The sequence below is a fragment of the Enterobacter sp. PL_is379 genome (assembly GCF_055817355.1).
Genome location: NZ_JBVPGT010000025.1, coordinates 207,972 through 222,760, shown reverse-complemented (window position 1 = coordinate 222,760; position 14,789 = coordinate 207,972). Strand labels below are relative to the sequence as shown.

At 56.3% G+C, this 14,789-nt stretch carries 15 protein-coding genes; 5 read left to right on the top strand and 10 right to left on the bottom strand.

What is annotated here, in order from left to right:
* The first annotated feature begins 10 nt into the window (after window positions 1-10).
* Entirely contained in the window at window positions 11-736 is a 726-nt protein-coding gene (phoU, locus tag AC0TOY_RS07760) for a phosphate signaling complex protein PhoU (RefSeq protein ID WP_008500182.1), read from the top strand.
* 85 nt (window positions 737-821) lie between these two features.
* Here phoU and yieH read toward each other — a convergent pair whose 3' ends face one another.
* A complete protein-coding gene (gene yieH / locus AC0TOY_RS07755; protein ID WP_267215342.1) occupies window positions 822-1,487 on the bottom strand; it encodes a 6-phosphogluconate phosphatase in 666 nt (221 codons plus the stop codon).
* A gap of 165 nt (window positions 1,488-1,652) precedes the next feature.
* On the opposite strand from yieH, the gene adeP reads away from it, so the two are divergent.
* Entirely contained in the window at window positions 1,653-2,990 is a 1,338-nt protein-coding gene (gene adeP, locus AC0TOY_RS07750; RefSeq protein ID WP_024907880.1) for an adenine permease AdeP, read from the top strand.
* Window positions 2,991-3,082: 92 nt separating this feature from the next.
* Here the strand turns inward: adeP and AC0TOY_RS07745 are convergent, their stop codons facing one another.
* From AC0TOY_RS07745 to rpmH, 9 genes are all read right to left on the bottom strand, one after another.
* Window positions 3,083-3,649 (bottom strand): NADPH-dependent FMN reductase, encoded by a 567-nt coding sequence (locus tag AC0TOY_RS07745; RefSeq protein WP_032648582.1) that lies wholly within the window; start codon window positions 3,647-3,649, stop codon window positions 3,083-3,085.
* A gap of 36 nt (window positions 3,650-3,685) precedes the next feature.
* Window positions 3,686-4,432, bottom strand: coding sequence for a 4'-phosphopantetheinyl transferase family protein (locus tag AC0TOY_RS07740; RefSeq protein ID WP_024907878.1), 747 nt, complete (start codon window positions 4,430-4,432; stop codon window positions 3,686-3,688).
* Window positions 4,433-4,554: 122 nt separating this feature from the next.
* Window positions 4,555-5,526: an HTH-type transcriptional regulator YidZ gene (gene yidZ, locus AC0TOY_RS07735; RefSeq protein WP_473721681.1), complete on the bottom strand. Its 972-nt coding sequence runs from the start codon at window positions 5,524-5,526 to the stop codon at window positions 4,555-4,557.
* Window positions 5,495-6,670 (bottom strand): MFS transporter, encoded by a 1,176-nt coding sequence (locus tag AC0TOY_RS07730; protein WP_032648577.1) that lies wholly within the window; start codon window positions 6,668-6,670, stop codon window positions 5,495-5,497. The genes yidZ and AC0TOY_RS07730 overlap by 32 nt, the downstream gene beginning before the upstream one ends.
* Before the next feature lie 111 nt (window positions 6,671-6,781).
* A complete protein-coding gene (gene mnmE, locus AC0TOY_RS07725) occupies window positions 6,782-8,146 on the bottom strand; it encodes a tRNA uridine-5-carboxymethylaminomethyl(34) synthesis GTPase MnmE (RefSeq protein ID WP_021242672.1) in 1,365 nt (454 codons plus the stop codon).
* Window positions 8,147-8,218: 72 nt separating this feature from the next.
* Window positions 8,219-9,862 carry a membrane protein insertase YidC gene (gene yidC, locus AC0TOY_RS07720; protein ID WP_473721680.1) on the bottom strand — a complete coding sequence of 548 codons (1,644 nt, stop codon included), beginning with the start codon at window positions 9,860-9,862 and terminating at the stop codon, window positions 8,219-8,221.
* Window positions 9,863-9,864: 2 nt separating this feature from the next.
* Window positions 9,865-10,122: a membrane protein insertion efficiency factor YidD gene (gene yidD / locus AC0TOY_RS07715; protein WP_001307474.1), complete on the bottom strand. Its 258-nt coding sequence runs from the start codon at window positions 10,120-10,122 to the stop codon at window positions 9,865-9,867.
* Complete coding sequence (gene rnpA, locus AC0TOY_RS07710; RefSeq protein WP_032640303.1) at window positions 10,086-10,445, bottom strand: ribonuclease P protein component; 360 nt, start codon at window positions 10,443-10,445, stop codon at window positions 10,086-10,088. Before rnpA ends, yidD begins: the two co-directional genes overlap by 37 nt.
* 16 nt (window positions 10,446-10,461) lie before the next feature.
* Entirely contained in the window at window positions 10,462-10,602 is a 141-nt protein-coding gene (gene rpmH / locus AC0TOY_RS07705) for a 50S ribosomal protein L34 (RefSeq protein ID WP_000831330.1), read from the bottom strand.
* Window positions 10,603-11,201: 599 nt separating this feature from the next.
* On the opposite strand from rpmH, the gene dnaA reads away from it, so the two are divergent.
* The 3 genes from dnaA to recF are packed head-to-tail and all read left to right on the top strand — an operon-like array spanning window position 11,202 to window position 14,774.
* Window positions 11,202-12,596, top strand: a complete 1,395-nt coding sequence (gene dnaA / locus AC0TOY_RS07700; protein ID WP_010426558.1) for a chromosomal replication initiator protein DnaA — start codon at window positions 11,202-11,204, stop codon at window positions 12,594-12,596.
* 4 nt (window positions 12,597-12,600) lie between these two features.
* Window positions 12,601-13,701 (top strand): DNA polymerase III subunit beta, encoded by a 1,101-nt coding sequence (dnaN, locus tag AC0TOY_RS07695; protein ID WP_008500170.1) that lies wholly within the window; start codon window positions 12,601-12,603, stop codon window positions 13,699-13,701.
* Complete coding sequence (gene recF / locus AC0TOY_RS07690; protein ID WP_032648574.1) at window positions 13,701-14,774, top strand: DNA replication/repair protein RecF; 1,074 nt, start codon at window positions 13,701-13,703, stop codon at window positions 14,772-14,774. Before dnaN ends, recF begins: the two co-directional genes overlap by 1 nt.
* The last annotated feature ends 15 nt before the right edge of the window (window positions 14,775-14,789 follow it).

The window sequence follows — 14,789 nt, the reverse complement described above, 5'->3', positions numbered from 1 at the left end:
TGGAGAAACCATGGACAACCTCAATCTTAATAAACATATTTCAGGCCAGTTCAACGCAGAGCTGGAAAGCATCCGCACGCAGGTGATGACCATGGGTGGCATGGTTGAGCAGCAGCTTTCTGATGCAATTACGGCAATGCACAACCAGGACAGCGAGCTGGCGAAGCGCGTCATTGAAGGCGACAAAAACGTCAACATGATGGAAGTCGCTATCGACGAGGCCTGCGTGCGCATTATCGCGAAACGTCAGCCGACGGCGAGCGACCTGCGTCTGGTGATGGCGATCATCAAAACCATCGCCGAGCTGGAGCGTATTGGTGACGTGGCGGATAAAATCTGCCGCACCGCGCTGGAGAAGTTCTCTCAGCAGCACCAGCCGCTGCTGGTGAGCCTGGAGTCGCTGGGCCGCCACACCGTGCAGATGCTGCACGACGTGCTGGATGCCTTTGCGCGTATGGATCTGGACGAAGCGGTGCGTATCTACCGTGAAGACAAGAAGGTCGACCAGGAGTATGAAGGCATCGTGCGTCAGCTGATGACCTATATGATGGAAGATTCCCGTACGATCCCAAGCGTACTGACTGCCCTGTTCTGCGCGCGCTCCATCGAGCGTATCGGCGACCGCTGCCAGAACATTTGCGAATACATTTTCTACTTCGTGAAGGGTCAGGACTTCCGTCACGTGGGCGGCGACGAGCTGGATAAGCTGCTGGCGGGTAAAGATCCGAAAGAGTAATGTTTGTGGCGGGTGGCACTAGCGCTTACCCGCCCTACTAGCCCTGTAGGCCGGATAAGCGTTAGCGCCATCCGGCTTTGTTTTTTCAGCGAGTAATATCCCATCCGCGCGCCTTCCACAGCGCGGGCAACTGCGCCAGATCGGTGAAGGTCGTGACTTTTGGATGATCGATCGGCTTGTTGTGCGGGTCGGCGCAGAAGTAAAACACCTCCATTCCCGCATCAATCCCCGACTGCGCGCCAGCAGATGAGTCATCCACCAGAATGCAGTTCTCTACGTTGACGCCCATCGCTTTCGCCGCATGGAACATCAGTGCCGGGTCCGGCTTCCAGCGTTGGATATCGTAGCCACTGAACAGTTTTTCCGGGAAATGGTGCAGCATCTCAAGCTTGCCCAGCGAGTGCTGCATTTTGCTGACCGGGCCGTTGGAGACCACGCAGATCGGCACCGTCATGGCATCCAGCAGCGCGTTTGCGCCCGGAATCACCTCCAGCTCCGAATCGAACAGGCGTGCAACCTCGGCGCGGTACACCGGTTCCAGAGCCGCTTTCTCCAGAACGACGCCGTGTTCTTCGTTAATGATGTCGATGATCTCGTAGAGCTTCACGCCCTTAAAGCGTTTAAACACCTCTTCGAGTTCCAGCGTAATGCCAAATTCCTGGAACATGGCCACATACGCGCGGGAACAAATGACCTCACTGTCGACCAGCGTACCGTCGCAGTCGAAAAATACCGCTTCAATTCCGGACATGCCTTTCCCTTTTAGCCAGTTTAACGTTTACGTACGGCAGTTCGCCGAAACGCAATCGTTGCCGTATAAGCAAATTCAATGAAAAAAGTATCACGTAACCGCCACTATTGTCGCATTTTGGTATAGGATAGCGACGAATTTTCCCTCCTTGTTCGGAAATTGATGATGAGTCAACAACACACTACCCAGACGTCTGGTCAGGGTCTGCTTGAGCGCGTTTTCAAACTGCGCGAGCATGGCACAACGGCACGCACCGAAGTGATCGCGGGTTTCACCACCTTCCTGACGATGGTCTATATCGTTTTTGTGAACCCTCAAATTCTGGGCGTTGCTGGCATGGATACCAGCGCCGTCTTTGTAACCACCTGCCTGATCGCCGCCCTTGGCAGCATTCTGATGGGTGTGTTCGCTAACCTGCCGGTTGCGCTGGCACCGGCGATGGGCCTGAATGCGTTCTTCGCATTCGTGGTCGTGCAGGCGATGGGTCTGCCGTGGCAGGTTGGCATGGGCGCCATCTTCTGGGGTGCGGTTGGTCTGCTGCTGCTGACCATTTTCCGCGTGCGTTACTGGATGATTGCGAACATTCCTGTGAGCCTGCGCGTGGGCATCACCAGCGGTATCGGTCTGTTCATCGGTATGATGGGGCTGAAAAACGCCGGCGTTATCGTGGCGAACCCGGATACGCTGGTGAGCATCGGCCACCTGACCTCTCATAACGTGCTGCTGGGCGTACTGGGCTTCTTTATCATCGCGATCCTGGCTTCCCGCAATATTCACGCGGCGGTGCTGGTGTCTATCGTGGTCACCACCCTGCTGGGCTGGATGCTGGGCGACGTTCACTATAACGGCATCGTTTCCGCGCCACCGAGCATCTCTACCGTTGTTGGTCACGTCGATCTGGCTGGCTCCCTGAACCTGGGCCTGGCGGGCGTGATTTTCTCCTTCATGCTGGTGAACCTGTTCGACTCCTCCGGCACGCTGATTGGCGTGACCGATAAAGCGGGTCTGGCGGATGAAAAAGGGAAATTCCCGCGCATGAAGCAGGCGCTGTTTGTGGACAGCGTCTCCTCTGTGACCGGTGCGTTTATCGGAACCTCGTCTGTTACCGCGTACATTGAATCTTCTTCCGGCGTATCCGTGGGCGGCCGTACCGGCCTGACGGCGGTGGTCGTGGGTATTCTGTTCCTGCTGGTGATCTTCCTCTCTCCGCTGGCGGGCATGGTGCCTCCGTACGCGGCGGCGGGTGCGCTTATCTACGTGGGGGTGCTGATGACCTCCAGCCTGTCACGCGTGAAGTGGGATGATTTAACCGAAGCGGTGCCGGCGTTTATTACCGCCGTGATGATGCCGTTCAGCTTCTCGATTACCGAAGGTATCGCGCTGGGCTTTATCTCTTACTGCGTAATGAAGATCGGTACCGGCCGCTTCCGCGACCTCAGCCCGTGCGTCATCGTTGTGGCGCTGCTGTTTGTGCTGAAGATTGTGTTTATTGACGCCAAATAAACAGTAAGCCCTTTTCTTCGAAAAGGGCTTTAGTGTTTGTTCCCTCTCCCCGTGGGAGAGGGTCAGGGTGAGGGCATCAGGCCGCAATGATCTTACGCCTTCACTCGCTTAATATAATCCCCGAACGCCGTCAGCTGGCCAGAGAGATGGTCGCGCGTGCTCTGATCGACCACCTCACCCGTTTGCGGGTCGACCTTGTTCTGAATCACTCCGCCCATAAATTCCGGCTTGTTCATCACCATCGCATCGAGGAATACCAGGATCTGGCGCAGGTGATACTGGCAGCGCGCGCCGCCAATCGCGCCCATGGAGCTGGTCTGGATCAGCACCGGTTTGCCTGACAGCGGCTGCTCAGGTAAACGGGACAGCCAGTCGATGGCATTCTTCAGGCCACCCGGAACCGAGTAGTTATACTCTGGCGTGACGATGACCACGCCGTCGGCCTGGCGGATCTGCTCTGCCAGCACCTCAACGCTCTGCGGGAACCCTTCTTCCTGCTGGACATCCGCATCATACAGCGGAATATCGCCAATAGACGGCAGGGCGCTAATTTCCATACCTGCAGGCGCCAGCTGTGGCAGCGTGCGGGCTACCATCCCGTTAAATGAACCTTTGCGCAGGCTTCCCAGTAAAGTAACGACTTTCAACGTATCAGACATGATTACTCCTGTTTCATCATGATGACCCTGATTGGATCAGCTAAGGGTGAATGCTTTTTCTGCCGGTAAACTGGTTAAACGCATCAGGCGTGCGGCGGGCTCGTTGGCGCGCTCGGGCACATCAGGAAGGCTACGCCATCCCTGTTGGCTGTCAAATTCCCAGATTTTCATGCGTTCGATGGCGGGGGTAACCGCAATGGACCAAATAAGCACATCTTCTGCGTCACTGAGCGCCTCTACCAGCGTGGCCTGAGTGGCACGAAGACGTCCGGAGCCTGGCAGCAGCTGCAGCAGGCTGGCGTCGTCTGAGGCGCATCCACAGAGCTTGCGAATGCTCTGGCGTAAGGTAATGAGCTGGGCTCTGGCTTCGACAGGATCGTTCTGGTTGCGGACCCATAGCTTCTCATTGCTGGAGAGCGGATAGTCTTCATGCGCATTACCGCCATGGAAGCTGCGCGTCGCGCGCTGAAGTTCCATATCGAGCCCACAATCCCCTTCGGTGGTCAGTGCGACGCCAATGATATTGCCCGCGTAGGCAATCGAAAAACGAGGGAGATCCGGGTCGGCAAAGACCGGACGGCCTTCGGGTTGGGTAATGATATCCGGCAGCTCGCTGGTGCCGTACAGCATAAACAGCAGTTCTGCGAGAAGCGCTCTGGACGCTAAAAACCGCGTCCTGCGGTGTTCCGGGAGAGTGAGTGCTTCAGTGTGACAGGCTGAAGAAATTCTTGCCGATACGAGACGTCCTTCCGTAAGTATCCCTCTTGCAAAGTGCGTAGCCATTTTTCGCTCCTTGATAATGGTCGTAATCGGTTAAACGGTTACATGATTATCGCTTAACTTGACTCCTGTTTTAATCAGTAAATGGGAGTAAGAGAAGCCTTAGGACCGAACTTTACATTTTCTTAGGCAAAAATTGGATCGCTCGCACCGTACAGCGCCTTGATGGTCTCCCGCAGCCACAGGATTTTCGGATTATGACTGTTCCGTTTATGCCAGATCAGCGTGAAGGGAACGGTAAGCTTTTCAGCCTGCGCTTCATCAATGGGAATAGGAAGCGCGATCAGCTTCCGCTGGTGGAGTTCATTGTAGTGATGGCAGTAGTGCGGAGCCGTGGCGATATAGTTATGGTTGGGCTGCGCCGCCATAAACATCGCCTGTTCAAAGCCCGGCAGGCTCATGGCGATCGTGCGCTCGCGTCCCATCTCCTTTAGCACCTCATCAAGCGCCCAGGTGTCGCTGCGTTCCCAGAAGATGCTGATATGGGGATAGCGCAGGAAGGTCTCCAGATTCCACTCTTGCTGAAGCGCCGGATGATCCTCGCGCAGATAGACGCAGGGGTGATCGCTGAACAGAATTTCGTAGTCGATAAACCACGGCATCAGCTTAAGCAGTTCGCGGGATCGCGGATGCGTTTCACGCCCGGTGAAGCCCAAATCAACCTCGCCACGCGTAATCGCGTCCAGCGAGTCGTAATCCCACTGACGCATTTTCACCGTAGCCTGCGGATAGCGCTGGTTCACCTGCTCCAGCAGAGTATTGAAGCGGATCAGCATCAGCGGCGTTTCCGCGGCCAGCACGAACGTCAGCCCGCCCGGAGAGTCATGGTGGAATTTATCGAGGATTTGGTTGCCGATTTGCATCCAGTCAGCCAGATCCTGCTCAAGACTTACCGTCAGTGGTGTCGGCAGCAGCCCTAGCGGCGTTTTGACAAACAGCGGGTCGTCAAACCAGTCGCGCAGCTTGGCCAGCGATTTGCTCACCGCCGACGGCGTCACGTTCATCCGCTTCGCCGCTTTGGTGACGCTGCGCTCCTGCAGCAAAAGCTGCAGGCACAGCAACAGGTTAAGATCGAGACTGCTGATGGGCTTCTTCATAGTGCGCCGCGGGCCGGATGACCATAAGTAAGGTAATGCACAGTATGCTACAGCCAATCAGAACCCCGATCAGCATATTCAGCGCGTTGAGCCCGATGACCGCCGCCAGCCAAATCCACAGCGACGAGCCGCAGACCTGCGCGATCCCCAGCACCGAGCTTGCCACGCCTGCCCGCAGCGAGAAGGGGCCAAGCGCCTGGCTCATCGCCACGCCAAAGCCAACCGAGAACCCGGCGCAAATAAGGGTAATACCCACCAGCATCACCGCATGTGAGCTGGTGGTCGCCAGGATCGCGCCTGCCGTGAGGAATAAAACCTGTGAGGTCAGCATCAGCGTGCGCTGGCTGAAAACATTTAGCGCAAACGGGGTGGAGAACGAGACCGCCATACTGACCATGGCGGTTAATGCCATCACCGTTGAATACTCACCGCGATCGAAGCCCATGGTTTCCATCAGTAAAACCGGGGAAACGTTTACATAGGTCAGGATCACCGCCACGCTTAACGTGGTCACGGCCAGACGGCTGAGGAAAAAGCGGTTGAGAAGCTTCTCTGCCGGGTGAATGGTGGCGGTATGGCCGGTATTCTGCGAGCCCGGGTGGGTCTCTTTCAGCACGGCGATGGATAAGGTAAACACCAGCGCGCCCATGGCCGCCATGGTCCAGAACAGGCTCTGCCACGGGAATTTCAGCATGATCAGATATCCCACGACCGGGGCCAGCACCGGGATGATGCAGGTAATACCGTTCAGCATCGAGAGCACCTTAGCGCGACGCTGGGCGCTTAGGGTGTCGCGCAAAATGGCAAACGCCACCACGTAGCAACCGCCAGCGCCAATACCCTGGATAAACCGTCCGGTCAGGAACACGGTGCTGTTTTGCGCCTGTGAGCAGAGCAGAGAGGCCAGGGCAAAAATGATGGCACCGGTTATCGCGACTGGCTGACGGCCTGCCTTATCCGCGATCTTCCCGGCAAAGACCATCGACGACGCCATCCCCGCGAGGTAGGCCGAAAACGCGATGTGCAGCTGCGCTTCGCTGGCACCCAGATCGCGGGCGATGTGCGGTAATCCCACCAGATACATATCAATACCAGACGGATAAAGCAGAACTAATGCGAAACTACAAAACAGAAAACGCGCCATAAACCCCCCATAGATGCAGGCATGCAGGATAGGGGGTGAAAAGGGATTAGGCGAGTTGCCATTTGGACAATGGTGATTTCCCAGGAGGAAATCACCATTAATTAGCGGGCATTACTTACCAATACAGAAGCTCGAGAAGATCCTTCCCAGCAGATCGTCCGACGTAAACTCCCCGGTGATCTCGCTCAGATTCTGCTGCGCCAGGCGCAGCTCTTCCGCCAGCAGTTCACCCGCCCACGCGCCGATCAGCTGTGCTTTACCCTGAACAAGGTGATTTGCCGCCTCTTCCAGCGCCTGCAGGTGACGACGACGCGCCAGGAAGCCGCCTTCCATGCTGGTGTCAAAGCCCATGCTCTGCTTGAGATGGTTACGCAGGTCGTCCACGCCCTCACCGGTCCGCGCCGACAGGCGAATCAGTGAGTGACCGTTCACATCGCTGATACCCAGCGTTTCGCCGGTGACGTCCGCTTTGTTACGCACTACGGTGATTGGCAGTTTCGCCGGCAGACGGGCGATAAAGTCTGGCCAGATCTCAGCCGGGTCAACGGCGTCGGTGGTGGTGCCGTCCACCATAAACAGCACGCGGTCGGCCTGCTCGATCTCCTGCCAGGCGCGCTCGATACCGATGCGCTCCACTTCGTCGCTGGCATCGCGCAGACCGGCGGTATCAATGATGTGCAGCGGCATCCCGTCGATATGGATATGCTCGCGCAGCACGTCGCGGGTGGTCCCGGCAATGTCGGTTACGATCGCCGCTTCACGGCCCGCCAGGGCATTCAGCAGGCTCGATTTCCCGGCGTTAGGGCGTCCGGCAATCACCACCTTCATCCCTTCGCGCAGCAGGCTGCCCTGGCGCGCTTCGGCACGGACGGCGTCGAGATCGGCCATCACCTGGTTGAGCTGGGCTTCGATTTTGCCGTCAGAGAGGAAGTCGATCTCCTCATCCGGGAAGTCGATAGCCGCTTCCACGTAGATGCGCAGGTGAGTAAGTGCTTCCACAAGGTGATTCACACGCGCGGAGAATGCCCCCTGCAGCGAGTTCAGGGCGGAGCGGGCCGCCTGTTCGGAACTGGCATCGATCAGGTCTGCAATGGCCTCCGCTTGCGCCAGGTCGAGCTTGTCGTTGAGGAAGGCACGCTCGGAGAACTCGCCCGGCTTCGCAATGCGCAGGCCCGGCAGGGTCAGAATACGTTTTAACAGCAGGTCGAGGATAACCGGCCCGCCGTGGCCCTGAAGCTCCAGCACGTCTTCACCGGTAAAGGAGTTCGGGCCGGGGAACCACAGCGCAATGCCCTGGTCCAGCGGCGTGCCGTCGGTGTCCTTAAACGGCAGGTAATCAGCGTAGCGCGGCTTTGGCAGTTTACCCAGCACCGCTTCGGCCACCTCGCGCGCCTTCAGGCCGGAGATACGCAGAATGCCTACACCACCGCGTCCCGGTGGGGTTGCCTGGGCGACGATAGTGTCGTTATGGCTCATGGTTGCTCTCGTTCAATACAAATAAAAAAGGCGGTCAATCGACCGCCCTTATTTTAGCGTTAACTTACCGAATCAGGACTTTTTCTTTTCGCGGCTATGCAGGCCACGTTTTTCCAGACCACGGTAAATCAGCTGCTGCTGGATGATGGTCACCAGGTTGCTGACGATATAGTACAGCACCAGACCTGACGGGAACCACAGGAAGAACACGGTGAAGATGACCGGCATAAAGGTCATGATCTTCTGCTGCATCGGGTCGGTCACGGTGGTCGGCGACATCTTCTGGATGAAGAACATCGTCACGCCCATCAGGATCGGCAGGATGTAGTACGGGTCCTGTGCGGACAGGTCATGGATCCACAGGGCGAACGGCGCGTGACGCAGCTCAACGGAACCCATCAGCATGTAGTACAGCGCAAGGAAGATTGGCATCTGAATCAGCAGCGGGAAGCAACCACCCAGTGGGTTCACTTTCTCTGCTTTGTACAGGGCCATCATTTCCTGGCTCTGACGCTGTTTGTCATCGCCCAGACGCTCACGCATTGCCTGAATCTTCGGCTGCAGCATGCGCATCTTCGCCATGGAGGTGTACTGCGCTTTAGTCAGCGGGTACATGATGCCACGAACGATGAAGGTGATAACGATGATGGAGAAGCCCCAGTTACCCAGGAAGCTGTGGATGAACTTCAGCAGCTTAAACAGCGGCTGAGAGATGAACCACAACCAGCCGTAATCCACGGTCAGATCCAGGTGCGGCGCAACAGCGGCCATTTTGTCCTGAATTTCCGGGCCGACCCACAGGGTGCTTGCCAGCTTACCGGTTTGACCCGGCTGAACCAGAACCGGCTGAGATTTGTAGCCGATGGCTGCAAGACCGTTACCCAGGTTCGCGGTATAGAAGTTGTTGGTACCGTCGTTATTTGGCACCCACGCAGTAGCGAAATACTGCTGCAGCATTGCCACCCAACCGCCTTTAGCGCTGATGTTCAGGTTTTCATTATCGGCAATGGTGTCGAATTTGTATTTCTCATACTTCGCGTCTGGCGTGGAGTACGCCGCGCCACGGAAGGTATGCAGCGCAAAGTTGCTGCTTCCGGTGTCTCGGTGAGACGGCAGATTGATGGACTGCTTCAGCTGGCCAAAGGTCGACAGCTCCAGCGGTTTCGCACTGGCGTTCTGTACGCTGTAGCCTACGTTCACCGCATATTCACCGCGTTTCAGGGTGAAGGTTTTGGTGAAGGTGTTGCCTGCGGCGTCGGTGTACGTCATCGGGATCGCGAGTTCGTTCTGACCATCAGCCAGCACAAAGGTGTCGTTCTCGACGGTATACAGTGGACGCGCACCGTTAGCCGGGTTATCCGGGCCGTCACGACCGGTCAGGCCGCTCTGCGCCTGGTAGATAAACTCAGGCGTGGTTTCCAGTAACTGGAACGGTTCGTTAGACTTCAGCTCTTTCGGGTAGGTTAACAGCAGCGCCTGCTCAACATCACCACCACGGGTGTTGATAGTCAGCTCAAGCACATCGGTCTTAACCGTAATCTGTTTCCCCTGGCCACTGGCCGGTACGCCCTGGTCGGCGGCGCTACCCGCTGCGGTGGTCGTTGTCTGCGTGACCTGCTGTTGTGGTTGAGGATTTTTATCCTGCTCCCACGCCTGCCAGATCATGAAAGACACGAACAACAAAGCGATGATAAGAAGATTGCGTTGCGAATCCATCGTTAGTGTTCTCTGGTATCAAAGGGTCCTGGGGGGACGGGGTCGTCTCCACCTGGGTGTAAAGGGTGGCATTTTAATACGCGTTTCACCGTCAACCAACTGCCTTTTATCACTCCAAACCTGCGCAATGCCTCAATTCCGTAGCTTGAGCATGTTGGTGTGAAACGGCAGTGCGGCCCGAGTAGCGGACTAATCAGGCGTTGATAGACCCGAATGAGGGCTATCAGGACCCGTGAGCCAGGCGACAGTGGCGGCGCCATAATTTTTCCAACGCTTCCGAGAGAGCACGGTTATCGAGGTCGGCAACCCCTTTCTTCGCCACCACCACGAAATCCATTGAAGGCAGTTCGTGCTGACGTAAACGGAAGCTTTCACGCGTCAGACGTTTAATCCGATTGCGTTCATGCGCACGCTTAACATTTTTCTTGGCGACTGTGAGACCGATACGGGGATGCCCCAGCGAATTTTGGCGGCCGAGGATGGTGATTTGCGGCGTGCCAGCCCGTAGTGGCTGCTGGAAGACGAAAGTGAAATGAGCGGGAGTTAACAAACGTAACTCCCTGGGAAATGCTAGCTTAACCACTCAGGGGTTAGCTTTATTACTTGGAAACGGTCAGACGAGCGCGGCCTTTAGCACGACGACGTGCCAGAACCTGACGACCATTTTTAGTAGCCATACGAGCACGGAAGCCGTGAGAACGGTTGCGCTTCAGTACAGACGGTTGAAAAGTGCGTTTCATGGCGATTTCTACCTAAACTTGAATAAATTCACTGACTTTTGCGTATACCCGAACGAGTTTCGAACGACTAACGCCTCAGCGTGGGTGATTAAAGAGGCCGGATTGTAATAATTGTACACTCCGGAGTCAATTCTCTTTCCTTATTTCCCGCGTATTTCCGCACGTTTTCGCGTGGAAAATGAGCAACGGACGACGCAGGAAGATGAGCATCACGCGCCGGGTCGAGGATTATACGGGCTCAACGATAAAGCGCAAGGATCGTCCCGGATCTTCGTTAGATCATTTAAGCAAAAAATTGTCTGTGCTCATTAATTTTTCCAATATGCGGACTAAATCGTGGGGCACTCCCGTCAGGATCGTTTACACTTACCCGGTTTCGGATCTTCCTGTGGATAAATCGGGAAGAATCTGTGAGAAACAGAAGATCTCTGGCTCAGTTTAGGCTATGATCCGCGGTCCCGATCGGGATCCCAGGATCCTGGTCAGGATAAATTGCAGATAGCAATTCGCACGTCCCCCTTTACACAGGGTCATGCCGATGTGCGCCAACAATCATGAATATTCAATAGTTTTCTTTTATTGTTCGAGTGGAGTCCGCCGTGTCACTTTCGCTTTGGCAGCAGTGTCTTGCCCGATTGCAGGATGAGTTACCAGCCACAGAATTCAGTATGTGGATCCGCCCGTTGCAGGCGGAACTGAGCGATAACACGCTGGCTTTGTATGCGCCAAACCGTTTTGTGCTCGATTGGGTAAGGGACAAGTACCTTAATAACATCAATGGACTGCTGAACGATTTCTGCGGGTCAGATGCCCCACAGCTGCGCTTTGAAGTGGGTACAAAGCCGGTCACCCAAACCGTTCGTGAAACCGTGAACGTCGCAGCGCCTGCTCAGGCCGCTCCTGCTCCGGCCCCTCGCGTCGCCCCCGCTCGTCAGGGCTGGGATAATGTTCCCGCACCGGCTGAGCCAACCTACCGCTCTAACGTTAACGTGAAACACACGTTCGATAACTTCGTTGAAGGTAAGTCGAACCAGCTGGCGCGCGCGGCGGCTCGCCAGGTTGCTGATAACCCCGGTGGAGCCTACAACCCGCTGTTCCTGTATGGCGGCACGGGTCTGGGTAAAACGCACCTGCTGCATGCGGTGGGCAACGGCATTATGGCGCGCAAGCCCAATGCCAAAGTGGTTTATATGCACTCTGAGCGCTTCGTTCAGGACATGGTAAAAGCCCTGCAAAACAATGCGATCGAAGAGTTTAAACGCTACTATCGATCTGTTGACGCGCTGCTGATCGATGACATTCAGTTCTTTGCCAATAAAGAACGATCGCAGGAAGAATTTTTCCATACCTTCAATGCCCTGCTGGAAGGTAATCAGCAGATCATTTTGACCTCGGATCGCTATCCAAAAGAGATCAACGGCGTTGAAGATCGTCTGAAATCCCGCTTCGGCTGGGGCCTGACCGTGGCGATCGAGCCACCGGAGCTGGAAACCCGCGTCGCGATCCTGATGAAGAAAGCCGATGAAAACGACATTCGCCTGCCGGGCGAAGTGGCGTTCTTCATTGCCAAGCGTCTGCGCTCCAACGTGCGTGAGCTGGAGGGGGCACTGAACCGCGTTATCGCCAATGCCAACTTCACCGGTCGTGCGATCACCATCGATTTTGTGCGTGAAGCGCTGCGCGATTTGCTGGCATTGCAGGAAAAACTGGTCACTATCGACAATATTCAAAAGACGGTGGCTGAGTACTACAAGATCAAAGTGGCAGATTTACTGTCTAAACGTCGTTCCCGCTCGGTGGCGCGTCCGCGTCAGATGGCGATGGCGCTGGCAAAGGAGTTAACCAACCACAGTCTGCCGGAAATCGGGGATGCGTTTGGTGGCCGTGACCATACGACCGTGCTGCACGCTTGTCGCAAGATTGAGCAGTTACGCGAAGAAAGCCACGACATAAAAGAAGATTTTTCCAATCTAATCAGAACATTATCATCGTGACGCTATGAAATTTACCGTTGAACGTGAACATTTATTAAAACCGCTGCAACAGGTGAGTGGCCCATTAGGTGGCCGCCCAACGCTGCCTATTCTCGGAAACCTGCTGCTTCAGGTCGCGGACGGTACGCTGTCGCTGACCGGCACAGATCTGGAAATGGAAATGATCGCGCGCGTTACGCTGACGCAGCCGCACGACGCGGGCGCGACCACGGTTCCGGCACGTAAATTCTTTGATATCTGCCGCGGGCTGCCGGAAGGCGCTGAAATCGCCGTGCAGCTGGAAGGCGACCGTATGCTGGTGCGCTCTGGCCGCAGCCGTTTCTCGCTCTCCACGCTGCCTGCTGCGGACTTCCCGAACCTGGACGACTGGCAGAGCGAAGTTGAATTCACCCTGCCACAGGCGACGATGAAGCGTCTGATTGAAGCCACGCAGTTCTCCATGGCGCATCAGGACGTTCGTTACTACTTAAACGGCATGCTGTTCGAAACCGAAGGTGAAGAGCTGCGTACCGTGGCCACCGACGGCCACCGTCTGGCGGTCTGTTCTATGCCGATTGGCGACTCACTACCAAACCATTCGGTGATCGTGCCGCGTAAAGGGGTGATTGAGCTGATGCGTATGCTCGACGGTGGCGACACGCCGCTGCGCGTGCAGATCGGCAGCAATAACATCCGCGCCCACGTGGGCGATTTTGTCTTCACATCGAAGCTGGTTGACGGTCGTTTCCCGGATTATCGCCGCGTATTGCCGAAGAACCCGGACAAAACGCTGGAAGCAGGCTGCGACAGCCTCAAGCAGGCCTTTGCCCGTGCCGCGATCCTCTCTAACGAGAAATTCCGCGGCGTGCGACTGTACGTGAGTGAAAACCAGATCAAAATCACCGCTAACAACCCGGAGCAGGAAGAGGCAGAAGAGATTCTGGACGTCACCTACGCCGGGGCTGAGATGGAAATCGGCTTCAACGTCAGCTACGTGCTGGATGTGCTGAACGCGCTGAAATGCGAGAACGTGCGCATCCTGCTGACCGACTCCGTTTCGAGCGTACAGATTGAAGATGCCGCATCACAGTCGGCTGCCTATGTTGTCATGCCAATGAGACTGTAATGTCGCTCACCCGTCTGTTGATCCGCGACTTTCGCAATATCGAAAGCGCGGATCTCGCTTTATCCCCTGGCTTTAACTTCCTGGTTGGCGCTAACGGCAGCGGCAAAACCAGCGTGCTTGAGGCCATCTATACGCTCGGCCACGGCCGGGCGTTTCGCAGTTTGCAGATTGGTCGCGTCATCCGCCACGAACAGGAATCTTTTGTTCTGCACGGGCGTTTGCAGGGGGCAGAGCGGGAGACCGCCATCGGCCTGACCAAAGACAAGCAGGGCGACAGCAAGGTGCGCATCGACGGTACCGACGGCCACAAGGTGGCGGAGCTGGCGCTGCTGATGCCGATGCAGCTGATAACGCCGGAGGGGTTTACTTTACTCAACGGCGGCCCCAAATACAGAAGAGCGTTCCTCGACTGGGGATGCTTTCACAACGAAGCCGGATTTTTTAACGCCTGGAGCAACCTGAAGCGTCTGCTCAAGCAGCGTAACGCCGCGCTGCGCCAGGTGACGCGCTACGCTCAGCTGCGTCCGTGGGACATGGAGTTAATTCCTCTTGCGGAACAGATCAGCCGCTGGCGTGCCGAATACAGCGCAGGTATCGCCGAAGACATGGCCGACACCTGCAAACAGTTTTTACCCGAATTCTCTCTCACCTTCTCCTTCCAGCGCGGCTGGGAGAAAGAGACGGATTATGCCGAGGTGTTAGAGAGAAACTTCGAGCGCGACCGCATGTTGACCTACACCGCGCACGGCCCGCACAAGGCGGATTTCCGCATTCGTGCCGACGGCGCGCCGGTGGAAGACACGCTGTCGCGCGGGCAGCTCAAGCTCCTGATGTGTGCGCTACGTCTGGCACAGGGGGAGTTTCTCACCCGCGAGAGCGGGCGGCGTTGCCTGTACCTGATAGATGATTTTGCCTCGGAACTTGACGACGCGCGGCGCGGGCTGCTTGCCAGCCGCTTAAAAGCCACGCAGTCGCAGGTTTTCGTCAGCGCCATTAGCGCTGAACACGTTATAGACATGTCGGACGAAAATTCGAAGATGTTTACCGTGGAAAAGGGTAAAATAACGGATTAACCCAAGTTGAAATGA